Here is a 23,588-nt window from a genome sequence, read left to right on the forward strand (position 1 = left end):
ACCTCACCCCCCGTCCCCCTCTCCTAAAGCGAGAGGGGGGGGGCAAGCGGGGAATAGACATCTGCCGAAGCGTAAGCGAGAATGCAGTGAAAAACTTCAAACCCTCGCCGACGCAAATGCCTCATTAAAAATGACGATTACCCGCTTGCTCCCCCTCTCGCTTTAGGAGAGGGGGACGGGGGGTGAGGTTGTCTTGGGCTGATGACCGCCACCACCCATCAGCGACAAAGTTCTCTCCCCTTTCAAAGGCCAAAACCATGCAGCCGACCCGAAGAGAGTTTGCCGGAACCGTGATGGCGTTCACGCTTCTTGAGATGATTTGGAGCCGCGGGTTGTTCGCGGAATCCGTCAAGCCGGTCGTCGGTTCGTGGTTCAAGGATTTGAACGCACTGGGGGACGACCTGCGGGGTCGGAAACTCAAGGACACCGAGTTTCAGGCCAAGATGGAAGAACTCTACAAAAAGGTCGATCTCGCCGAACTGCTCCAGTTCGTCGAACTGGACAAGATTGCCGAGAAAGTGAAACTCCCGGCCAACGGGGCGTTCAGCACCAGTTTTGATCTTGGCAAGATCGAGGGGATGCCGTCGAAGATCAACTTCGGCAGACAGATCTTCTGCATGGGCAAGGGCCGCGCCGTTGTTCCGCACGGGCACGAAAATATGTGTACCGGATTCATCATCCTGAAGGGGACATTCCGGGGCCGACATTACGACAAGCTGGAAACGCAGGCCGATCACTTCATCATCAAGCCGACGATTGACCGCGACTTCAAACCCGGCGAAGTGTCCACCATCTCCGACCACAAGGACAACGTCCACTGGTTCACCTGCACCGCCGACGCCGGGTTCATCTTCAACATGCACTTTAACGGCTACGATCCGTCGATCAAATCATCCGGGAATCGATTGTATCTGGACCCGGACGGAGAAAAGATGGCCGACGGATTGATCAAGGCGAAGAAGATGACTTCAGGCGAATGCCACAAGAAATTTGGCTGATCGGATTTCTAAGCAGCAACTCAGTATTGGTTGTAACTTTCTAACCGTTGTCCAAGAGCCCCACTGCGTCAGCGGTGGGGGTAGCTTCCTGAGTGCGGGAGCCACCCCCACCGCTGACGCAGTGGGGCTCTTGGGGTTCAACAACCGGCGTGAACAGGAATCAAGAAAACCTCACATCCAATCCCGGCCATGTGCTCAGTTCTTCGTCTCATTCGGCAACGGGTGGTTCAGTGTAAATCGCAAAGCCGAGGGGACAAATCCTTGCAAGCCTTCTGATTGTTCTGGGTGCGGGCTGATGCCGACAGCCCAACCCTTGCCGTAGCGGGCGGCGGCAATCGCCGGGGTTTCCTTCATCAAGCCTTCTTTGGCCCCTTTGCGGGTCATTTCTTCCTTATAAAGAGCCAACGGAATCAATTTTTCTTTGGAATCCTTGATCGGCTCCAACACCGGGCCATTGTGATAATGCACTTTGGCGGTGGATTCCTTGCGGGTCAGCCATTCCTTGCCGTCGGACGTCAGTTCCATCCGCAAATCGCCGATGCCGCGACCCCAATTGGCTGAATCAACCACCTTCACCGGCAGAATGCCCAACGACCATTTGTAATGACTGCTCGCCAGATAGCACCCGGCGCAGATGCCCACATAAGAATTGCCTTCCCGCACAAAGGCCCGGATCATGTCCCGGCCGTCTTCGCCCAGCGTGTTGCCTTGGGTCTGGCTCAAGCCGCCGGGGACGATCAAGGCTTTGTAGCCTTTGAGTTTGCCGGCCCGGATCTCCTCGGCCGTGATGCGGGTGATGCGAAATTCCGTCTTTGCCGCAAAGGTCTCCTCCAAGAGCCGGGGACCGTCGCCGCCGACCCCGGCGCTGTCGTACATCGCCACCGGCACGATCACCCTCGGAGCAGGGAGCGGCGTGTTGGGATCTTCCGCAAACACGGAGCCGACCAACAGCACAACAGCCAGCGACGAAAATGAACAAATCAACTTCACGGGTAGCCTCGAAAAAAGGAACAAACGGCGGAAACGAGTGGGGAACCGCTTGATACGGGAGAGATTACAAGTTGACCCTCTTCGACCAGTATAATTTTGCCGGTTGTGATGAAAAGGCGGGTCGGTCATTTCCGGTGGATTTGCAAATTGGTTGACTCGTCCGTCAAGGTTTACTACGGTTGCCTTGCTTATCTCTCCATGCCAGCCTGTTGTCAGCCAATTGATTCGTCGCGTTGGTTGTCGTTTCCAAGGGCTGAAAAAATCCCTCCTCAACATGGGGCCAAAACCGTGTCTGTTCGCCGTCGTCGATCCGCTTTCACACTCATCGAATTGTTGGTGGTGATCGCCATCATCGCCATTTTGATCGGGCTGTTATTGCCGGCCGTGCAGAAGATCCGAGAGGCCGCCAACCGGATGAAATGCACCAACAACCTCAAGCAAATCGGGCTGGCTTTGCACAACTACCACGATGAAAACAACCTGTTCCCGCCGGGGTATGGGCGGATTCAGGCGCCGGAAACCGCATCGCCATGCACCTTCTGGTCGTATTTCATCCTGCCTCATCTGGAACAAAATGCCTTGGCGCAAAACGCCCCGCTGACGACAAACCCTGTCTGGACCAGCGGCGGCTACCTCACGGCTTGCCAGGCATTTATTCCCGGTTTTCGCTGTCCTTCCACCACGGATCTGCAAACGTACAGCAGCCAAGGTATCGGTTCCCGGATTGCCGTCAGCTATGCGGGTGTGCAAACCGGTGACGTGGGCAATCCGTCTGGCGCCGGGCCGGGTGAGATTGGGGCGCATTTGGACGACGCGGTTTTCTCCGGTTCGGGCTTCAACCTGACGCCCACGAACTTCTTGTACCGATTCAACGGCGTGTTTGGCTTTAACACCAAGACAAACATTGCCTCCATCACGGACGGCACCAGCAACACGGCCGGAATCTGCGAACGCTATCGGATTCTTGAAAAAGGTGATTCATTCACCACCTCGGCGGGGACCGGCGCGCTGGGAACATGGGCCATTGGAACGCCCAGCCTCAATAATGTGACCCAACAGGCGGTTGGCTCCCTCGGAATCCCCTTCAATTACAACAGCGACAAATCGCTGACCACCGGCGACACGCCGTTAAGCTGGAGCGCGACGGCCTTCAGCAGCCGGCATACGGGCGGGGTCAACGCACTCATGATGGATGGCAGCGTGCGATTCCTGCGAAATTCAACTGCGGATAACATCCGGATCGCTCTCGCCACCATTGCCGGGGGAGAAGCGATTCAGGCTCCGTGACGGTCACCACGGCCATGCCCGTCAGATGCCGATGAAATGAACATTCCGCTCTATTATCGTTGCTCCAAGCGTTCGCCCGACACTTGACTCATCTCCGCATAATGGTTAGGGTTTTAGTATCACATCTAACCCACTGATGTTCCTCAATTGGCCATTTTTTAGCGACGGCAGAAAGAATGAAGACAAGCTTCTGAAAAATCAAAGCGTCATGTCTTCATTTTCATTCGTCTTTCATTTTTTCGAGACTTCAATTGAGGTGTGAATGTTTTGTTTTGGAGTCCGAAATGAATAATCGGTGTCGTCACCCATCTGCTTTCACGCTGATCGAATTGCTGGTGGTGATCGCCATCATCGCCATCCTGATTGGGTTGTTGTTGCCGGCCGTGCAGAAGATCCGGGAGGCCGCCAACCGGATGAAATGCACGAACAACCTGAAGCAAATCGGGCTGGCCCTGCACAATTATCATGATTCAAACACTACATTCCCGCCCGGATATGCCAGGGTTGTTGCCCCGGAATCTGCTTCTCCTTGCACTTTCTGGACGTATTTCATTCTGGCGCAGATGGAACAAACTTCGCTGGCCCAAATTGCCACCCTGTCAACAGCCCCCGACTGGACGACTACCCCCTATCTCACGTTTTCTCAGGCGACTGTTCCCGGCTATCGCTGCCCGTCCTCGTCGGATCAATTGACTTACAGCAGCCAGGGCATCAACTCTCGCGTTGCCATCAGTTATGCGGCCGTCCAAACCGGGGATGTGGGAAATCCCGCTTCCACCGCGGGCGGGGCGGGCGAATTTGGCGCCCACTTGGACGATTCCGCTTTCAGCGGCACGGGATTCAATCTGACGCCAACGTCTTTCATGTACCGTTTCAACGGAGCATTTGGCTTTAACAGCAGGACGACGTTCGCCAACATGACGGACGGTGCCAGCAATACGGTTGGCATTAGCGAGCGTTATCGGATTCTTGAGATCCCCGACGGTTACACGAATTCGGCCGGAGCGGGGGCGTTGGGCACTTGGGCGATGGGAACGCCCAACAACAACAATGCCGTGGAGCAGTCTGTCGGCTCCTTGGGGATACCGTTGAATTACAACAGCAACAAGGCGATCACCAGCGGCGACACCCAACTGAGTTGGACCGCCACGGCCTTCAGCAGTCGACACACCGGGGGCGTCAACGCCATGATGATGGACGGCAGCGTGCGGTTCCTGACGAACACGACGGCCGATAATGTCCGGCTGGCTCTCGCCACCATCGCCGGGGGAGAGTCGGTCCCGGCGCCGTGACGGGAAATACGCCAATGACCATCGGGTGTCGATAGGCCGATACAAACGTCACGCCCGGCCGAAAGCTCCGGCTGGCTTGTTAAACTCGATTAGGGACTTCCACAAAAATTGAAATGCGGATTGCGTGGCCGCCGTCAGGAGAAGAGAAAAGAGCGGCCCGATTCTGTCGATACCTGATCACCGATGACGGTGAACACAAACATGCATTGTCATTCAGGTATTCGGCTGTGGCTTGACTCATCTCGCACATTGGCTAGGGTTTCAGTATCGCACCCAATCCACGGATGTTCTCCGATTGGTCATTTTTAATTTTTTCAAGATTCCAATCGGGACTTGTGATTGGTGCATTTTTGGAGTCGAAAATGATGAATTTGCGTCGTGATCGATCAGCGTTTACGCTCATCGAACTGTTGGTGGTGATCGCGATCATCGCCATTCTCATCGGGCTGCTTCTGCCGGCGGTGCAGAAAATCCGGGAAGCGGCCAACCGGATGAAATGCACCAACAATTTGAAACAGATCGGGCTGGCGTTGCACAACTGTCACGACACGAACAGCATGTTCCCTCCCGGCTTCGCCCGGACAGTGCTGCCCGAAGGCGCCTCGCCTTCGACATTTTGGACGTATTTCATCCTGCCGTACATGGAACAAACCGCCCTGTTTCAAAACGCTCCGCTGTCCGCGACACCTGACTGGACGACCGGCAACTATCTCGTCGCCTGTCAGACAAATGTGCCGGGTTTCCGTTGTCCTTCCAGCTCCGATCAATTGACTTACGCAAGCCAGGGGATCAACAGCCGGGTTGCCATCAGTTACGCGGCCGTGCAATCGGGAGACGTGGGGAACCCGTCTTCTCCCGCCGGCGCCGGGGGAGAATGGATGGCTCACATGGATGACGGCGTTGCCGGCTCGGGCTTCAACATCGGACCGAACAGCTATTATTACCGCTACAGCGGAGCCTTCGGATTCAACTCCAAAACCACCATGGCTTCGATCACGGATGGCACCAGCAACACGGTCGGCATCAGCGAGCGCTATCGGATCCTTGAGATCCCCGACGGTTACACGAATTCGGCCGGGGCAGGGGCGTTGGGCACATGGGCGATGGGAACGCCCAACAACAACAATGCGGTGCAAATGTCTGTTGGCTCGCTCGGCATCCCGCTGAACTACAACAGCAACAAAGCGATCACCAGCGGCGACCCGCAACTCAGTTGGACGGCCGGGGCCTTCAGCAGCCGGCACACAGGCGGCGTCAATGGTCTCTTGATGGACGGCAGCGTGCGGTTTCTGACGAACTCGACGGCCGACGCCGTCCGGCTGGCTCTTGCCACCATCTCCGGAGGAGAATCAACACCCGCGCCTTGACGGGAAAATCAACGATCACCCGGCGCAAACAACCACGTCGGCGCCAGGCACGGCCGTCAGCAGTCGCTCCAACGGGGATTGGCCGAACCAACGGCGATACCACGGCCGCATGCTCCGGCCGACGAGGATTTGGGTGATGGCGTATTCCTTCACGAAGTCCGCGACGGCCGGGGCGAATTCGGCGGCTTTCAATTGCATCGGGATGCCGCCGAGTTGCCGGGCGAGAGTGAGGGATTCCGTGATCTGCCGTTGGGTGGCCGCGTCGATTTTTTCCATTCGTTCGGCCGGGGTTTGGATGTAGACCGCGAACCACGGGGCCCGAAGCCGGTCGGCATGGCGGGCGGCCTTTCGCATCAGGCGCATCGCGGCCGGGCTTTTGCTGCTGACACACACCATCACCCGGTCGGACCCGGTCGTCGCGGTGTCCCCCTGGCGTTCCCGGCGCCGGTCGAGCAAGTGGGCGATTTCCTCCAGCGCCAGTTCCCGCAATCGCGTGAGATTCGGGGATGTGAAGAAATTCGTCAGCGCCCGTTCGACCCGTTCCGGCGGATAAATCTTCCCGGCCGACAATCGTTCCTGCAAATCCTCGGCGGGCAAATCCACGTTCACCAACTGATTCGCCTTTGCCAGCACATAGTCCGGCACTCGCTCTTTCACCTTCACCCCGGTGAACTGTTCGACCACGTCGCACAGGCTTTCAAGATGTTGGATGTTCATCGCCGAAATCACGTTGATCCCGTTCCGCAGCAGTTCCTCAATGTCCTGAAACCGCTTGGAAAACCGGCCGCCGGGGGCGTTGGTGTGCGGCAGCTCATCAACAATCACGACCGTCGGCTTCCGGCGAATGACGGCGTCCAGGTCCATTTCCTCCAGCGTCACGCCGTGATATTCCAACCGCCGTCGGGGGATTTGCTCCAAGTCGCCGATCTGGGCCATTGTCTCGGGCCGGCCGTGCGTTTCGATGATCCCGATCACCACGTCGATGTTTTGCCGCTTGAGACGCTGGGCTTCCTGCAACATCTCGAAGGTCTTCCCGACTCCGGGGGCGAAGCCGAGATAAATCTTCAACCGGCCCGTCCGCTGTTCGCGGATGAGTGAAAGGAATTTTTCCGGCTTTGGTCGGAGTTCATCGGCGACATTCATCGGCCTGATTCCTTCCATGCGGGCAATGTGAGCAGGAACGTCGTTCCCTTGTTCAGTTGGCTTTCGCAGGTCGCCGTGCCGCCGTGGGCTTCCAGAATCTCTCGCACGATGGCCAGACCCAAGCCCGTGCCGGAAGATGAATCGTGGCCGGGCACGCGGTAGAAACGCTCGAACAAATGCGCCATCGCCTCGGGGGGGATGCCTTTCCCGGTGTCGCGGACGGCGAGTTCCACTCGGTTGCCGTCGATCACCCGGCCCGAGAGGGTGATCGTCCCGCCCGCCGGGGTGTGGTTGATCGCGTTCGTCACCAGATTGTCGAGGGCATGGCTGAACCGTTCGGCATCGGCAAACACTTGGGGAAGGTCGGAGACATCTTCCACGACCAGTTCCAAATGATGATCGGCCGCCCGGTCGGCGGCGGTGTCGACGGCGGTTTGGAACAACGCTCCCACCGATTGCGGGGCAAGGTGAAACTCGTCCCGGCGATCCTCCAGGCGGGCCAGCGACAACAGTTGTTCAATCATGGAGAGCAGCCGTTCCGCGTTTTCGCGGGCATCCAGCAATAACTCTGTTTGCTTCGGCGTCAGCGGGCCGACCGTTTCCTCCAGAAGCAAATGCACGGCCAGCCGGATGCTGGTCAGCGGGGTTTTCAACTCATGGCTCGCGGTGGCGATCAATGAACCCTTGAGCTGGTCGAGCAACCGGAACCGGGTGACATCGTCCAGCACGACGGCCGCCCCGAGCGTGTCCCCGGCGGCGTTGCGAATCGGCCGGACTTCCGGCAGAAAATAGCGGTCTTCGTTGTTTACCCGCAGGATGATCGCCTGATCGAAACGGTCGTTCACGGTCGTTTGTTGATGTCGCAATGCGGCATCAATGGCCGGGCGAATCCCCTCGGGAGCGGACCAAACCGAGGCGTCTGTGTCCGTGCGGGGCCGAACGCCGAACAGCGACGAGGCCGCCGGGTTGGCGAGTTCGACGCATCCCTCGGGGTCGAGCACCAGCACGGGATCGGAGAACGAATCAATCGCCGCTTGGGCCGTCTCGCGCGCCCGCAGGAGTTGCCGGAGGTTGGAATGGCGAAACTCCCGCACTTGGGCCGACATCGCGTTGAAGGTCACGGCCAGCCGACCGAGTTCGTCCGTTCCGTGAACCGGCACGGTCCGGTGCAATTGCCCGGAGCCGATGGATTCGGCGGCGGCGGTCATTTCCTCGATTGGCTGAAGGATCATTCGCACCAGTTGGAAACCCAGAAACGACGCCAGCAACCCGGCGGCCACCAAGCCGATGCTGAAACCGATCAAAGACATACGGGCGGTGCGCTGGGCCTGCAAATTGGCCTTTTCCATCTGATCGTGGTTGAGCTTGAGAATGGCCGAGGAAGCCTCTTTGATGGCCTGCCGGTCGGTGTTCAGGCTGACTGTCAAAGAGACTCTCGCCGGATCGCCAGAAGGAAGTTTCCAAAAATGTTCCGCATCCGTGTCGTATTGCTTCACGGCCGCTTCCAGTTTGGCAAAGAACCGCGGTTCCTCCGGCTGGATCGTGAGGTTGTTCCCCTCGATCCGCAACTCCCGTTCAAGTTCCCGGCGAGCGGCGGCATGTTCTTCCGCCGATTCGGCGTCCACGGCCCGGTCAGTGTGATCGACGGCCTTGTCCAGCGCCACCATTGCCCGGATGCTGTCGAAATTTTCCCGCAGAATGTCGTCGGATCGTTGGCCCAGTTGCCGCAACAGCCAGACACCGGACCCGCCGACGATCGCCAGCAGCACGACAAGCGGCAGCAACGTGAGGATGATCCGGCGGCGGAGGGACAATTTCGACAAGGGAATGTTCCTCACGGTTCCAGTTTCTTCCGCTTGCGATACAGAGTGCTGGCGTCGATCCCCAGCACGGCGGCGGCCTCCTCCAGCGAAGCTGTGGCCCCCAGCACACGCCGGATATGCTCGGCCTCCAACTCTTCGAGGGAGATCAACCCGCCTACTTCAAGCCGGGCCTTGCGGCTTCCCAATCCCGGCGGCAGTTGATCGACTCCCACCTCGCCGCCGGGACTCAAGATCACACCGCGTTCGATGGCATTCCGCAATTCGCGGAGGTTTCCCGGCCAAGCATGTTTCATCAGCACCTCGCGGGCCTCGGCGGTGAATCCCGTCATGCTCTTGCCGCTCTGACGGGCGAAGAATTTCAGCAGGTGCCCCGCGAGCGGGAGAATATCGTGGCGGCGCTGGCGAAGCGGCGGCATGGTGATCTCGATCACGTTGAGCCGATAGAGAAGATCCTCGCGGAACTTCCCGGCCTTAACCTCCGCTTCCAAATCTCGGTTCGTCGCGGCGATCAACCGGACATCGGCCGTGCGGGTTTTGGTTTCGCCCACTCGCTCGTATTCACGGTCTTGGATGAACCGCAGCAACTTCGGTTGCAACCCCAAAGGCAGATCGCCGATTTCATCAAGGAACAGAGTGCCGCCATTGGCCGCGAACACTTTTCCCTCGGTCGCCTCCACCGCGCCGGTAAAGGCCCCTCGGGCGTGGCCGAATAACTCGCTTTCCAACAGTTCGGCCGAGAGGCTCGGACAATGAACCACCACAAATGGATGATCTTTCCGGCGGCTACGGGCATGAATCTCGCGGGCCAACACCCCTTTGCCGGTGCCGTTCTCGCCGCGAAGCAAAACGCTGGCCTCGGAATCGGCGACGGTGAACGCGGTCTTCAACACGGTTTCCATCGCCGGTTCGGCGGTCGTCAATTCCACATCCGGAACGGTTTGCCGGACTTGTTCCTCCAACCGGGCGACTCGCCCCCTTAAAGAGCGAACCGTGTGCCAGCGGTCAATGGCCACCCGGAGTTCGTCCGGCGTGAAGGGTTTGGGGAGATAGTCCGTTGCTCCTCGCCGCATGGCTTCGACGGCCGTGCCGATGCTGGCATGGGCGGTCATCATCACGATGCCAAGACCCGGCGAGGCTTCCAGGAGTTTGGGGAGCAAATCCAGACCGGATTCCCGGCCCAGTTTAAGGTCGAGAAACACCAAGTCGGCTTGTTGTTCGTCCAGTTGCCGCAGGGCCGCCGCCCCGGTGGCCGCCTCCCGCACGGCATGACCTTGCGCTTCCAGAGTGGTTCGCAAGGTTCGGCGCAGGCTCGCTTCGTCGTCCACGAGCAGGATGTTCATGGATGGTCCTCCTGTCGTGCATTTTGCAAGACCGGCCGTGCATTGTGCAAGGCAACACGCTGAAATCCACGGCAATTGCCGGTGTTTTCATCCCGGCGCCGGGAATGCTTTATTGAGAAACCACGAATCAAACCACTCGAAGGAGACGGCCGTGGACCAGACGGTGTGGATTCCGGTGACAGTCGGGCTTGGGCTTGTCGCCATGTTTCTGATGTTCGCGTTCGCCGAGGCATGCGACCGCGTTTAGGGAGAATTTCCGTGATCTGGCTAACCGTGATCGTGACCGCGTTGTTGTTCGCGTATTTGCTGGCCGCCCTGTTGCGGCCGGAAAAATTCTGAGCGACCCGGCCTTCGGGTTCGATTCAGCATTCCTCATTCCGAATTGGTGAACCATGTGGCTCCTGCCCTTATTGATCGTCGGCATCACCGTTGCCCTCTCCGTCCCGATGGGTGTGTACCTCGCCAAGATCATGGACGGGCGGTATCAACCACCCGCCGTGTTCCGCTGGTTCGAGCGACAACTCGACACCGGGCCGCAGAACTGGAAGCAGTATGCCGTCAGCATGTTGTTGTTTAACACCGTCATGTTTGCGTTCGGCTATCTCGTCCTGGCTGTCCAGCCGATGATGCCGCTGAACCAGAAGGATTCCGTCTTCGCCGACGGCAAGGGGATGCTGTCGCCATCGACGATCTTCAACACGGCGACTTCGTTCCTGACGAACACGAACCTGCAACACTATTCAGGCGAGCAGCACCTGTCGTATTTTTCGCAATTGGTGTTCGTCGTGTTCAACATGTTCACTTCGGCGGCTGTCGGCTTTTGCGCCCTTGCGGCCATTATCCGCGGACTGCGCGGCGACGAACACATGGGGAACTATTACCTCGACATGTGGCGGGTGGTCGTTTACGTCTTCATCCCTTTTAGCGTTCTGACGGGCATCTTGCTGATGGCCGCCGGGATGCCGATGACGCTGGAACCGTCGGCCGAGGCGCAGACCGTGCAGGTCGGGGCGATGGGGTCGAATGACGACGGCACGCCGAAGACACAGGTGATCGCCCGCGGCCCGGTTGCGGCAGTCTTGCCGATCAAGCACTTGGGGACCAACGGGGGCGGGTTCTTCGGAGCCAACTCGGCCCACCCGTTCGAGAATCCGAATGCGTGGACCAATGTGCTGGAGTGCGTCAGCATTCTGATCTTCCCGTTCTCCCTGATCGTGATGTTCGGGAGGATGCTCAAGCAGGACCGCCACGCGGCGGTGATTTATGCCGTGATGATGACGATGTTCGTCGGGATGATCGTGTGGGCCGTCTGCCATGACTCGCTCACCCCGAACCCGGCGTTTACGAAGCATGAGGCGGTGGTGATCGATATTGCGGGCGCCTCTAAGAAAGAGGTCCCCGCGCTGGCCGCCTTGCCGGTGGATTCGGAGGGGCTTGGCAACACCGAAGGGAAGGAGTTGCGATTTGGCCCGTCCGCCGGGGCGACTTTCGCGGCCGTCACCACGGCAGTCACCTGCGGTTCGGTGAACTGCATGCACGACAGCCTGAACCCGCTGGCCGGGATTACGCCGCTGATCGGGATGCAGCTTAACTGTGTGTTCGGCGGCAAGGGCGTCGGCATGGTCAACATGCTGGTGTATCTGGTGGTCGGTGTGTTTTTGGCCGGGTTGATGGTCGGCCGGACGCCGGAGTATCTGGGCAAGAAAATCGAAGCGAGGGAGATGAAACTGGCGATGCTCGCCCTGTTAATTCACCCGATCATGATTCTCGGGCCGACCGGGTTGTTCGCGGCCCTCGATTGGGGCAAGACGGCGACCAACAACCCCGGATCGCACGGGTTCAGCGAAGTGCTGTACGAGTTCAGTTCGGCCTCCGCGAACAACGGTTCCGGGTTTGAGGGGTTGGGGGACACTTACGGGTTCAACGACGGGAAGAAGAACCTGTCCGCCCCGGCGACCTATGCCGTGCATTGGGACATTGCAACCGGGCTGGTGATGCTGATTTCCCGGTTCATCCCGATCATCGCCCCGCTGGCCCTCGCGGCAAGTTTGTCCCGGAAGAAGAGAACCCCGTTCACGTCCGGCACCATGCGGACGGACACCGTGACGTTCGGATTCGTGCTGCTGGGGACGGTGCTGCTCATCGGGGCGCTCTTGTTCCTGCCCTCGCTGGCCTTGGGGCCGGTTGCCGAGCATTTCGGGCCGATGCCGTTTGGCCGCTGAGAAATGTGCCTCCATCCGGAGATGAAAATCGCTCCGGACGGAGGGTGTCAATTGACCTTACCCGAATCACCTGCGGATTGAAAATACCATGACCGCCACAATGACCGAACCCATGCGAACCACCGACGACGAAACGAAGTCGGTCCGGCAGATTAGCCGCCGGAAGGGGCTGTTTGCCCCGGATTTGATGAAAGCGGCGTTCCTTCAGTCGCTCGCGATGCTCCGGCCGGACAAGATGTGGAAAAATCCGGTGATGTTCGTGGTCGAAGTCGGAACCGCGTTGTCGATGGTTTACACCGTCGTGAAAGTGGTTGACCCCGGTTCGACACGGGCCACCATCGGTTACCTCGTCGCGCTGGATGTCTGGCTGTTGCTCACCGTTTTGTTCGCCAACTTCGCCGAGGCATTGGCCGAGGCGAGAGGCAAGGCCCAAGCCGACGCCCTGCGGAAGACGCGGCAAGAAACCTTGGCGTTTCGCTTGCGCGGCATGTCAGACGACTTCAAAGCCGCCCTGAATGCCTCGCCAAGCACGTTCGAGCGGACGGTGTCCACCGACCTCAAAGAAGGCGATCTGGTGGTCATCGACGCCGGGCAATTGATTCCCAACGACGGCGAAATCGTCGCCGGGGTGGCGAGCGTGGACGAATCAGCCATCACCGGCGAATCGGCCCCGGTCGTCCGCGAGGCCGGCGGGGACCGCTCCGGCGTGACCGGTGGCACCCGTGTTCTGTCCGACCGGATCGTCGTCCGCGTGACAGCCGCCGCCGGGAAGTCGTTTTTGGACCGAATGATCGCCCTCGTCGAAGGGGCGTCGCGTCAGCGGACACCGAACGAAATTGCGTTGTCGCTGGTTTTGTCGGCGTTCACGCTGATCTTTCTGATCGTTGTCGCCGCCCTCTGGCCGATGGCGGCGAATGCCGAGTCGTACATGGGCGACTTCCTCGGAGTCAAGGATCTGAAGAGTTTGGGCACGGACATCCCGACATTGGTGGCATTGCTCGTCTGCCTGATCCCGACGACCATCGGGGCTTTGCTGGCCGCCATCGGCATCGCCGGGATGGACCGGGCGCTTCGGGCCAACTTGATCGCCAAGAGCGGCAAGGCCGTCGAAGTGGCCGGGGACGTGGACACGCTGTTGCTGGACAAAACCGGGACCATCACGATGGGGAACCGGAAGGCGACAAAGTTTCTGCCGCTGGGCGATTTGATCGCTTCCGATGTCGGACATCTGGCCGCTTTGTCGAGCGCGGCCGACGAGACGCCCGAAGGCAAGAGTATCGTGGATTTGTACCGTCGGTTGCCCGGTGGCAGCCCGGCCTCGGCCAACCCGCCCCAAGGCGCCCGGTTCGTTCCGTTCACCGCCCAGACGCGGATGAGCGGCGTCGATCTGCCGGATGGCCGCCGCATCCGCAAGGGAGCGTCTGATGCCGTACTCAAGCATGTGCAGGCAATGGGCGGCTCGGCTCCTGTGACGCTTCAGGAACAGGTGAGCGCTTACGCCAGCCAGGGGGCAACCCCGCTGTTGATTGCCGAGGACAATCGGATCGTCGGGTTGGTGGTGCTGGAAGACATCCTCAAGCCGGGCATTCGGGAACGGTTTGAACGGCTCCGCAAGATGGGCATTCGGACGGTCATGGTGACCGGGGACAACCCCCTCACCGCCAAGAGCATTGCCTCGCAGGCCGGTGTGGATGACTACATCGCCGAGGCCACGCCGGAGGCGAAGCTCGCTTACATCCGCAAGGAGCAACAAGGCGGCCGGTTGGTGGCGATGATGGGCGACGGGACGAACGACGCCCCGGCTCTGGCCCAGGCCGATCTTGGCGTGTGCATGAACAGCGGCACACAAGCGGCGAAGGAAGCCGGGAACATGGTCGATCTCGACAGTGACCCGACCAAACTGATCGAAGTCGTGGAGATCGGCAAGCAGTTGCTGATGACGCGGGGGGCGTTGACGACGTTTTCAATCGCCAACGACTTGGCGAAATACTTCGCCATCGTGCCTGCCCTGTTCGCGGGCACCCTGCCGTGGTTAAAAGCCCTGGATTTTATGCACCTGGCGAGTCCGACCTCGGCGATTTTGTCGGCGGTGATCTTCAATGCGATCATCATCCCGTGTCTGATCCCCATTGCCCTCAAGGGAGTGCGGTATCGTCCGGTCGGGGCCGACGCACTATTGCGACGGAACCTGCTGATCTGGGGTCTCGGCGGAGTGATCCTGCCGTTCGTCGGGATCAAGCTGATTGACGTGGTGTTGTCCGTGATCCCCGGCGTGGCCTGAACAAAACAACAATCCCGCCCGGTGATGCGGACGGATGATATCGGAGATTACACATGAAGAATCATTTGCGCGGGAACCTGTTCCTGCTTCTGTTTACCGTTGGAATCTGTTGCGTGCTATACCCGCTGACGCTGTACGTGATCGGCCGAGGATTGTTCCCGACCGCCACGTCCGGCGGACTGGTGAACGAGAAGGGCGAGGATACGAAAGAGAGCGCCCGTGGATCGCGGCTAATCGCCCAGCCGTTCACGAACGACGAATACTTCTGGCCTCGGCCGTCGGCGGCTTCGTACAACGCGACTGCCTCCGGCGGCAGCAATTTGGGCTCGAACAACCCGAAACTGCGGGACCGGGTCGCCCAACAACTCGGGCCGATGTTGATGTACAAGAAGGGAAGTCGCTCAGCGGGAAATGCCTCCGAGCCGCGAACCCCGCAACAGGACATTGAGGAATGGTTCGCGGCCGTCCCGGACCGGGCGGCTTCCTGGGCTTCGGATATGTCTGTTGGCCCGGCGAACTGGGCGAAGGCAGACTTGGCCAACGACAAGTACGGCCTTCAGGGCGAGTACATTCTCCAGTGGGCCAAGGATCACCCGGAAATCATCCAAGAATGGAAAAATGCGAACGCAGACAAGACCGACGACCCGAAGCCCGAGGACATGGTGAGCCAGTTCTTTGCCAGCTTTGCCAAGGTTCACCCGAAGAAATGGCCCGGTGTCGTGGAGGTGAAACTGCCGGATGGAAAGACCGAGAAGAAAATCGAGCCGGTGTCGTCCGATTCGGCGATCCACGCCAATTTCTTCGATCTCTGGCTGAGCGACCCGGCGAACAAAGACAAAGCCGCTGACTTGGAAACCGTGCCGGTGGACATGGTGACCACCTCCGGGTCCGGCCTGGACCCGGACATCACCCGTCGCAACGCTTTGTCCGTCTACCAGCTTGACCGGGTGGCCCGAAAGCGGGCGGCATCACCGGCGGAGTTTGAGAAGGTAAAGAAGGGAATCGCGGATTTGGTGGTCGCGAAATCATTCACCCCGCTCTCGGGATTGATCGGAGAGCCGTTGGTGAATGTGTTGGAGTTGAACATCGAACTCGATCAGAAGTTCCCGTTGCCTGCGCCCGCTCCGTGACAAGGCGAGTCCGAACCCGACTGATTTTTGAAACAGAAGAGCCACACCGTTTTGGCGGTGCGGCTCTTCTGTTTTTACTGATCGAATCGCTTTACAGGCCCTTCAAAAACACATTCTTGAATTCCACCCGTGTGTTGTAGCTCTGGAAGCCGAGGTGCCCCTTGGTGTTGGCGAGGCCGGGGTGCTTTTTCATGATGTCCACCTTGTCCTTGAATTCGTCAAGGTTGGCGTCCACCAAGGTTTCGCCGTTGAGGATCACGGTCACTTTCGGGCCTTTGCAGGTGATCTTGATCGTGTTCCATTCGCCGATCGGCTTGTTGGCTTGCTTCTTCGCGGAGACGACGTTGTAAATCGAGCCAGTGTGCTGCCATTCGGCCAGCTTGCCCGGCCAGCCTTCGTCGTCGATGAGCTGGATTTCCATGCCGACGTAAGCCGGGTCGCCTTTCATCGGCGCCCGGAGGGCGATGCCGCTGTTGGCGCCCTTGGAGAGTTTGTAGTCGGCCGTGAATTCAAAGTCGCCGTACTCGGCTTCGGTCATCAGATAACCGCCGCCGCCTTTTTCGACGTAGATCACGCCCTTCTCGGCGCCCCACACCTTTTCATTGCCGGTTGTTTTCCAACCGGTGGTGTCCTTGCCGTTGAACAATGCGGTGAAACCTTCCGGCGGTTTCGGGGCGGCCGGTTCTTCGGCCGAGACCAACGGCAACACGGCCAGCAAGGCGATCAGAGACAGACGCTTCATCATGCGCAAACTCCCAAGGATGGTGATTCGGAGAGGGAAGTCTTTTTACTGAATCCGAAGCCCGTTTACCCACCCTGCTTCTTGCGCAATTTCGTCATCCGATAATCCGCTGCTCCGGTGGATCTCGGTGCGGGCCATGCGGCCGGAGATCATATCCAGGGCCATCACGTCCACGAGACCGTTGGCGCTCACCCCGCAACGAACCTGAATCGGCGACCCCTTGGGCAAATCCGGGGGAAGCCCCTCGATCCAGCACTCGCCCACGGGGATGCAAGCGTCGGCCTGTGTCGCCTCGCCTTGTAACACCCGCACCCGGACCCGTTGCTGGTTTTCTTGGAGGGTGTAATACACCCGACTGCTGGCCGCCGGGAGTTGCGTATTTTTGGCGATCAGGATGTCGTTGACCCGCTCTGCCTCTTTGCGGACCTCCACACCGAGACTGTGGGCGTTCACGTTGATCTCGACCACATCCGAGAGAGCCGCCGGAACATTCGACAATTTCGTCGGCATGGCGTCTAATTGCCGGGCGAGCAGAATTCCCGCGTGGATCGCCGCCCCTCGGGCGACCACCTCGCTCACGGCCAGCGAATTGTCAGGCTGTTTGCCGCTGATGTCCTTCAGCATCTGCCCGGTCATCGGCATGTGCGTGGAGCCGCCGACGAGGAGGATACGGTCCACCTGTTCCCAAGTGACGCCCGCCTGCCGCAACACTTGCAGAGTGGTGAGGCGGGTGCGGGTCAGCAGGTCGCGGGAGATGTTCTCAAACTCCCTCCGGGTGAGCGTGACAGCCAGTTTTCGCCCGGCGTGATTGCAAGTCACGCTGGCCTGATCTAGTTTGCTCAGGGTCCGCTTGGCCCGCTCGGCGAGGGAATGCAGCACCGTCAGGCTTTGGATGTCTTGTCGCGGGTCGTCCCCGTATTGGGACAAAAACGCCTCGGCCACATGGTTCACGATGCGGTCGTCCCAGTCTTTGCCGCCGAGGCGAACATCCCCCTCGATGGCCAGCACCTGAAACCGCTTGGGCATCAGTTTCACCACGGTCACGTCGAATGTGCCGCCACCGAGATCGTAAACGAGGATGGTCTGCGGCTTGTCCGTGAGCGTGGCTTGCGGGCTGGGGAGAGCGTTGCCGCGTTGGAAGGAATAGGCGAGGGCGGCCGCCGTTGGCTCGTCGAGGATGTCCAGCACGTCCAGTCCGGCGATGCGGCCGGCGTCGTGCGTGGCCTTGCGGCGGGTGTCGTCGAAATACGCGGGAACAGTGATGACGGCTTTGGAAATTGGCCCGAGCCGTAGCTCGGCATCCTGCACCAGTTTCCGCAGGATCACGGCCGAAAGAGTCTCTGGGCGAAAGTCCCGGCCGGAGACTGGCTTGCCGAAACTCTCCAACCCCATCCGTCGTTTGACGAGCGTCGCCACCCGATGGGGTTGTTCTTGGGCGACATCAAGGGCCGCCTGACCGACGACGGCCGTGCCGTCGTCGAGGAGCAGCACGGCCGAGGGAGTGAGCATGTCCCCGTCCCGGTTGGGGAGGGTGACGGGCTGCCCCCGGTCATCGAGGGTGGCCACCGCACAATAGGTTGTTCCCAGATCGATCCCGACGACCGGATTCATCGTCTTCATCCAAGGAGTGGCGACGGACGTGAATCTTCAGTCTAGCAAAGTTTCGGGACGCCGGGAAAATCTCACTTCTCCGGGGGCGCCACGGTTCCCGTTCCCGTCTTGAGGGAGAAGTCGAACCAAATTAATCCAAGGTGGCGACCGATCCGTCACCGATCAAGGACACTTGGGTAAGCACGCTGGAGGCGACCGTTTCCTTGACGAAGCGAACCGACCCGTCGGCCATTGCGATGTTGCATCCTCCCGTGTGGAGGCTGCCACCCGTGCCCCATTGCTGCAACGTGCCCTTCGGACCCGCCGTGAACACATTCAGTCCGAATCCGGGGTCAACCCCCGTCATCACCCAACTGCGATAACCCCACGACGGCGCGTGGCCGTTGGTAACTTGGACGGTCGTCTCTCCGACCATGAAGGTATTGCTCAAGCCGTCGATCACATTGCTGGTTTTGCATTTGCTGTTCTGGTCGAACATGTAACGTGAGGCATTCGACAGGCCCTTCCATGAGTTACAACTCGAGTAATAGTTCCGATTGACGACAAAATCATAGTTGATGGAGATGCCAGGCGACGTCCCGCTGGGGCCATAAGTCGCCCCGCTGATATCGCGGGTGCCGGGGTCGGAGGGGCATTCGAACATGGGGATTTCCGTGGCCATCCACGAGGCACTGTTTGTGGCCGCCAAGGTGCCGTTGGCATTTTGCGTGCCGTAACTGCTGAACCAGCCATTTTTGTCGAGTTTGCTGTCCAAAGCCGTTTGCTCAAGGTATCCCAACACAAGCACCCAACCGCTCATGTTTTGAATCACCGTGTCCCCCGTCCCGCCGGAGGCACTGGTACACCAACCGTATCCTTTTCCAGAAGGCGGGAAGGCTTGGTTGGTGCTTTCGTAGTTGTGGAGGGACAGGGAGAGTTGCTTGAGGTTGTTCGAGCATTTCATCCGGTTGGCGGCCTCGCGGATCTTCTGCACGGCCGGCAAGAGCAGGCCGATCAAGATGGCGATGATTGCAATCACCACCAGTAGTTCAATCAGCGTGAAGCCTCGGCGTTGAGTTGACATTCGGTCCTCCCGAAAAAATGTAGAAAATGTAGAAGATCATACGCAGACAGAGATGCCGACGTTGGGTCACATGGAAAAATTGTGCCCTCTTTTTTGTGGTTGAGCCGTTTCCGAAACCACAAAATCACTCGCCAACAGTAATAGAACAGTTAATCTTCCCGAAAAATGGGAAACAGGCAAGAGGAGAATGCTCGAAAAGCAGGCAGTATTACAAGTGGTGAAGTCACCAAAAAGGGCATGATTTACACCGTGCAAGCACATTAAAGCCAGTTTGAAAACGCCATTTTCTTCATCGATTGCAGCCGCCAATCCAAGCATTCGCGTTGCCCCATCGCTCAATTCCAAGGTTCCGGATGTTGGAGGCGGTGCGAAGTTTTTAATGAAACCATGCTAATTTTGTCATCTTACACATATCATCGAACACTCGTTGTTTCCCTGACTGGCAATTGCGATCACACACAACTCGATCAGTTGATGCAAAAATCTCGTGGCCACCCCCGGTCAACGAGGATGGCCACTGCACACAATCGCTTGTCCCGAAACCGATCCCGACGACCGGATTCATCGTCTTCATCCAAGGGGAGGCAAAGGACATGAATCTTCAGATGGCCAAGTTTCTTCAGGACGCTCACTTCTTCGGGGGCGTCTTTGGAGCAGTCTTTGCGGCGGGACCCGTTTTTAGGGAGAAGTCGAAGGAGCGTTTGTCGCCGGAGGCGATGGTGATGGAAAGTTCCGTTTGCGCCAGCTCGGTGTATTTGGGCGGGAGGGTCTCGATGGCTTGGGATTCGATCGGGGGAGTGTTCGGGTCGGCCGGGGAGCCGTCCTTGTTGAGCCGTCGGCTGACCGTCACCTTGTATTTGGCGGGGACAAGTCCCTTCTTTCCGCGAACGCTGGTGATTTCGTAGCGGCCGGTGGAATCGCTCATCCCGGTTCCGGCATCAGCCTTCACGTCCCCTCCCACCGGCGTGTAGGTCACCAAGGAGTTGGGGGCGGGTTGATCGTTCACGGTGATATTCCCGGCCACCGGAACCATCTCGCCGCTGGCGGCGTGTTTGCTGTCGCCGCCGCCGCAACCGCTCAAAGAAATCATTCCGGACAGCAACAAGCCAGCCATCAACATCGTTCGCATCGAAAAGATTCCGCTCATGTGGGTGAAAGAGATAGGGCAGACCGGCGCCAGCCGGTCTGCCGTTTAAAGAAACAAATTGGCGGCCGATGATCGGCGGGCAAAAAATGATGCCCGGCCGGTCACCCTTCGGCCAGATCAATCCAGAGTGGTGACCGACCCATCGCCGATGAAGGACACCTGACCGAGCACGCTTGACGCGACCGTTTCCTTCACGAAACGCACGGAGCCATCGGCCATCGCCATGTTGCAGCCCCCGGTGTGCAGGCTGCCCGCCTGACCCCAACTTGTGAGCGTGCCCTTCGGCCCCGCCGTGAACACATTGATCCCCGCCCCCGGATTAACCCCGGTCATCACCCAACCGCGATAGCCCCACGAGGGAGCATGGCCGTTGGAGACTTGGACGGTTGTCTCGCCGATCATGAAGGTGTTGCTCAAGCCGTCGATCACATTGCTCGTTTTGCAGTTGCTGCCCTCGCCGAACATGTAACGGCCACTGTTCGTCTGGCCCTTCCAGTAATTGCAGGAAGTGTAAACTTGTTGAACCACAAAGTCGTAGTTGACGCTGGTGCCGGCCGTGGTGCCGGGGGAGTAAACCCCGACAGAAATATCACGGGTGCCGGGGTCGGAGGGGCAGATGAACATGGGGATTTCGGTGGCCAGCCACGCGGCGTTGCTGTTGGCGGCCAAGGAGCCGTTTTGATTGCCCGTGAGGCCGCAGCAACCACCGGTCGTCATGTTGCTGAACCAACCGGTCTTGTCGAGTTTGCTGTCGAGGGCGGTTTGTTCGAGATTTCCCAGCACAAGCACCCAACCGCTCATGTTTTGGATCACCGCGTCCCCCGTCCCGCCGGAAGCGCTGGTGCACCAGCCATACGCCTTCCCGGAGGGGGGGAACGCTTGGAAGGTGCTTTCGTAGTTATGGAGGGCCAAGGCGAGTTGCTTGAGGTTGTTCGAGCATTTCATCCGGTTGGCGGCCTCGCGGATCTTTTGAACCGCCGGCAGAAGGAGGCCGATCAAGATGGCGATGATTGCAATCACCACCAATAGCTCAATGAGCGTGAAGCCCCGACGTTGAGTTGACATCCGATCCTCCCGAAAAATGAAATAACAAATGGATAAACCAACATTGAAAAATGTTGGTTTTTGAGTCCCACAGAAAATTGTGACTTTTGTTAGATTCGGTGCCGGTGTTAACCGGAAGTTTTAAAGTCACACGCCAACTGGGAGAGAGAGAAATCAATCTTCCCGCAGGTTTGATAAAAATGCAAGAGAAAAATGCTTAAAAGAATGGCACCGTTGAAATGTTGACGGCTGACACACCGGCGTGATTCAAAATTGGCGATCATTTCAAACAAACTTCAATTCGGATTGCCTCCGCCGAAATGCCGGTTTGGATCGGATAAATGACTTGGGCAAAGCCATGTCTTGGACCGACGGAATGGCTAGTTTTTGATCAAATCCAGATCGATTTTCGTGGTGGCCTGAGTAATTTCAATGGTCAACGGAGTGGTTTCCACTTGGGAGTATCGCGCCGGAACCGCCTCCAACTTTTTCACGGGGCGAGAGCCTGGCAAACCCACGGCAGCCGCGGGGCCGTCTCCAGTTGACGGGGGAGCGGATTCGACGCTCACCGGGATGAATGGCTCGGTCACCGTCACCTTATACTTCCCCGGATACAAGCCATAGTGGTCCGTGGTCGCTCCGGGCCGGACGGTCAGCAGTTTGAAATCCCCCTCGGCATTGGTGTTGCCCCCCGCCCCCAATCCCGGGGTTCCGGGTTCGGGGGTGAAGCGAACACTCTTGTGGGGGACCGGCTTTCCCCCCATCGTGAGTTTGCCTTCCACGGGCACCAGTGAAGGCTCGTTGCTTCCGCAACCGGCGATTGCGAACAAACACAATCCCAACAACAGTTGGAAAATTTTCATGGCTGGCTCCATTGAGATTTCGGCGGCAAATCGAACGATCAGGGAAGAGTGACGACTTCTCCCCCGCTCATGGTGCTCAACCGGCTCAGGGTGGTGGTGTCAATGGTTTGGGAAATGAATCGCACCGATCCGTCGCCCATCGCAAAATTGCAGCCGTTTGTGTGAAGGCTTCCGGCGGCGGACCACCAAGTTCGAATGTGGCCGACAACCGGGGTGTAAGGAGGATTTTGCCAGGTGGGGTCCACGCTTGGCAAATGCCAGAGATTGATGCCGGGGTTCGATGCGCCGGCCGGATCGATTCCCGTCATCACCCAAGTGCGGTAAGACCAAGCGAACGCCGCGCCGTTCTGGTGCCACTTTGTTGTTTCGCCGATCGCCAGCGTATTGCTCAACCCGTCGGTGACGGCCGCCATGGTGGTGGCGCTGTTTTCGCCGAACATGCGTTTTGTGGCGGAGGGGGCTGTCTTCCAGTAATTGCAGTACGAAAAATCGAGTTGCGAGGTGATGAAGTCGTAATTCGTCGCCGCCGCCGAGACGCCGCTGGCGGGACCGTAGTAACTGCCGGACAGCCTTCCGATCGAGGCATTGTTGTCGCTGGGGCAGGTGAACACACTCAAAATTGCCGGGGCGTTCGCCGCATTTCCATTGGTCGCGGGATTCCCGACCAGCGTGCCGTTGGTGTTTCGGCCGGAGGCGGCGCTGGGGGCGTCGGCCACCGATTCGTTCAAGTTGAATTTCTTGTACATCGGGTCCTGTTCCAAGTAGGGCAGCAATAGAACCAGCCCGTTTTGATTCAGGATTTGGGTGTCGCCCAAGTTGGCCGCCGAGGAGGCGCACCACGAATAACCTTTGCCGGCGGGAGGAAGCGCGCCGTAGGCCGACTCGTAATTGTGGCAGGCGAGGGCGATTTGCTTGAGGTTGTTGGAACACTTCATCCGGTTGGCGGCCTCCCGGATCTTTTGCACCGCCGGCAATAACAAACCGATGAGGATGGCGATAATCGCGATCACCACCAACAGTTCAATCAGCGTGAAGGCCGTGCGAGATTGGACCCGTCGGATGGCCGTGAGGCGGGAGCGACTTAAACTGGGCACAATATTCCCCGTCTGGAAAATGGGAAGGAACAATTGCCGATGCAGCGGTGAGAGGGAGAGGAGTCTCATTTACAGGCAGGATGAAGATTATGTAAGCAATCAATGTGCCGGATCGGCGGCGGAAGTCAGACGGGTCGGAATGGGAAGACGC

Annotated in this window: 20 protein-coding genes; 8 read left to right on the forward strand and 12 right to left on the reverse strand. The window is 58.8% G+C overall.

The genetic code is table 11. The features are described from left to right. Nucleotides 1-257: 257 nt before the first annotated feature. Nucleotides 258-998 (forward strand): hypothetical protein, encoded by a 741-nt coding sequence (locus BGIM_RS0117090; protein ID WP_020470953.1) that lies wholly within the window; start codon nucleotides 258-260, stop codon nucleotides 996-998. 195 nt (nucleotides 999-1,193) lie between these two features. Here the strand turns inward: BGIM_RS0117090 and BGIM_RS50915 are convergent, their stop codons facing one another. After that, nucleotides 1,194-1,988 carry a BPL-N domain-containing protein gene (locus BGIM_RS50915; protein WP_020470954.1) on the reverse strand — a complete coding sequence of 265 codons (795 nt, stop codon included), beginning with the start codon at nucleotides 1,986-1,988 and terminating at the stop codon, nucleotides 1,194-1,196. A 288-nt stretch (nucleotides 1,989-2,276) separates the two neighbouring features. On the opposite strand from BGIM_RS50915, the gene BGIM_RS50920 reads away from it, so the two are divergent. The 3 genes from BGIM_RS50920 (at nucleotide 2,277) to BGIM_RS50930 (ending at nucleotide 5,934) form a co-directional block, all read left to right on the forward strand. After that, nucleotides 2,277-3,275, forward strand: coding sequence for a DUF1559 domain-containing protein (locus BGIM_RS50920; protein ID WP_157369164.1), 999 nt, complete (start codon nucleotides 2,277-2,279; stop codon nucleotides 3,273-3,275). Nucleotides 3,276-3,559: 284 nt separating this feature from the next. Continuing rightward, nucleotides 3,560-4,567 carry a DUF1559 domain-containing protein gene (locus BGIM_RS50925; RefSeq protein ID WP_020470957.1) on the forward strand — a complete coding sequence of 336 codons (1,008 nt, stop codon included), beginning with the start codon at nucleotides 3,560-3,562 and terminating at the stop codon, nucleotides 4,565-4,567. A gap of 362 nt (nucleotides 4,568-4,929) precedes the next feature. Further along, a complete protein-coding gene (locus BGIM_RS50930; RefSeq protein WP_020470958.1) occupies nucleotides 4,930-5,934 on the forward strand; it encodes a DUF1559 domain-containing protein in 1,005 nt (334 codons plus the stop codon). Nucleotides 5,935-5,949: 15 nt separating this feature from the next. Here the strand turns inward: BGIM_RS50930 and BGIM_RS0117120 are convergent, their stop codons facing one another. The 3 genes from BGIM_RS0117120 to BGIM_RS0117130 are packed head-to-tail and all read right to left on the reverse strand — an operon-like array spanning nucleotide 5,950 to nucleotide 10,240. After that, a complete protein-coding gene (locus tag BGIM_RS0117120; protein ID WP_020470959.1) occupies nucleotides 5,950-7,077 on the reverse strand; it encodes a universal stress protein in 1,128 nt (375 codons plus the stop codon). Further along, the gene (locus BGIM_RS0117125; protein WP_157369166.1) at nucleotides 7,074-8,900 is read right to left on the reverse strand and encodes a HAMP domain-containing sensor histidine kinase; all 1,827 of its coding nucleotides are present in this window, start codon (nucleotides 8,898-8,900) and stop codon (nucleotides 7,074-7,076) included. The genes BGIM_RS0117120 and BGIM_RS0117125 overlap by 4 nt, the downstream gene beginning before the upstream one ends. Before the next feature lie 11 nt (nucleotides 8,901-8,911). Then, on the reverse strand, nucleotides 8,912-10,240 hold the full coding sequence (locus tag BGIM_RS0117130) for a sigma-54-dependent transcriptional regulator (protein WP_020470961.1): 1,329 nt from the start codon (nucleotides 10,238-10,240) through the stop codon (nucleotides 8,912-8,914). A gap of 231 nt (nucleotides 10,241-10,471) precedes the next feature. Here BGIM_RS0117130 and kdpF point away from each other — a divergent pair, with 231 nt between their 5' ends. From kdpF to BGIM_RS0117160, 4 genes are all read left to right on the forward strand, one after another. Then, complete coding sequence (gene kdpF, locus BGIM_RS59835) at nucleotides 10,472-10,579, forward strand: K(+)-transporting ATPase subunit F (RefSeq protein WP_072022267.1); 108 nt, start codon at nucleotides 10,472-10,474, stop codon at nucleotides 10,577-10,579. A 53-nt stretch (nucleotides 10,580-10,632) separates the two neighbouring features. After that, nucleotides 10,633-12,462, forward strand: a complete 1,830-nt coding sequence (gene kdpA / locus BGIM_RS0117150; RefSeq protein ID WP_020470964.1) for a potassium-transporting ATPase subunit KdpA — start codon at nucleotides 10,633-10,635, stop codon at nucleotides 12,460-12,462. An 88-nt stretch (nucleotides 12,463-12,550) separates the two neighbouring features. Beyond that, on the forward strand, nucleotides 12,551-14,743 hold the full coding sequence (kdpB, locus tag BGIM_RS0117155; protein ID WP_020470965.1) for a potassium-transporting ATPase subunit KdpB: 2,193 nt from the start codon (nucleotides 12,551-12,553) through the stop codon (nucleotides 14,741-14,743). 53 nt (nucleotides 14,744-14,796) lie between these two features. Beyond that, nucleotides 14,797-15,873, forward strand: coding sequence for a potassium-transporting ATPase subunit C (locus BGIM_RS0117160; protein ID WP_020470966.1), 1,077 nt, complete (start codon nucleotides 14,797-14,799; stop codon nucleotides 15,871-15,873). Nucleotides 15,874-15,964: 91 nt separating this feature from the next. Here the strand turns inward: BGIM_RS0117160 and BGIM_RS0117165 are convergent, their stop codons facing one another. From BGIM_RS0117165 to BGIM_RS0117205, 8 genes are all read right to left on the reverse strand, one after another. Continuing rightward, entirely contained in the window at nucleotides 15,965-16,618 is a 654-nt protein-coding gene (locus BGIM_RS0117165) for a 3-keto-disaccharide hydrolase (protein ID WP_020470967.1), read from the reverse strand. Nucleotides 16,619-16,660: 42 nt separating this feature from the next. Next, nucleotides 16,661-18,226 (reverse strand): Hsp70 family protein, encoded by a 1,566-nt coding sequence (locus BGIM_RS0117170; RefSeq protein ID WP_040889597.1) that lies wholly within the window; start codon nucleotides 18,224-18,226, stop codon nucleotides 16,661-16,663. 130 nt (nucleotides 18,227-18,356) lie between these two features. Beyond that, nucleotides 18,357-19,289, reverse strand: a complete 933-nt coding sequence (locus BGIM_RS0117175) for a DUF1559 domain-containing protein (protein ID WP_020470969.1) — start codon at nucleotides 19,287-19,289, stop codon at nucleotides 18,357-18,359. Between the two features lie 66 nt (nucleotides 19,290-19,355). Continuing rightward, nucleotides 19,356-19,607, reverse strand: coding sequence for a hypothetical protein (locus BGIM_RS63040; RefSeq protein ID WP_157369168.1), 252 nt, complete (start codon nucleotides 19,605-19,607; stop codon nucleotides 19,356-19,358). Between the two features lie 310 nt (nucleotides 19,608-19,917). Then, nucleotides 19,918-20,418, reverse strand: a complete 501-nt coding sequence (locus BGIM_RS0117185; protein ID WP_020470971.1) for a hypothetical protein — start codon at nucleotides 20,416-20,418, stop codon at nucleotides 19,918-19,920. 135 nt (nucleotides 20,419-20,553) lie between these two features. Next, nucleotides 20,554-21,501, reverse strand: a complete 948-nt coding sequence (locus BGIM_RS50935) for a DUF1559 domain-containing protein (RefSeq protein ID WP_020470972.1) — start codon at nucleotides 21,499-21,501, stop codon at nucleotides 20,554-20,556. Nucleotides 21,502-21,860: 359 nt separating this feature from the next. Continuing rightward, nucleotides 21,861-22,343: a hypothetical protein gene (locus tag BGIM_RS57695; RefSeq protein ID WP_029630130.1), complete on the reverse strand. Its 483-nt coding sequence runs from the start codon at nucleotides 22,341-22,343 to the stop codon at nucleotides 21,861-21,863. Nucleotides 22,344-22,381: 38 nt separating this feature from the next. Next, a complete protein-coding gene (locus BGIM_RS0117205) occupies nucleotides 22,382-23,437 on the reverse strand; it encodes a DUF1559 domain-containing protein (RefSeq protein WP_020470975.1) in 1,056 nt (351 codons plus the stop codon). Between the last annotated feature and the right edge of the window lie 151 nt (nucleotides 23,438-23,588).

The sequence above is a fragment of the Zavarzinella formosa DSM 19928 genome, from assembly GCF_000255705.1.
Lineage (GTDB): Bacteria > Planctomycetota > Planctomycetia > Gemmatales > Gemmataceae > Zavarzinella > Zavarzinella formosa.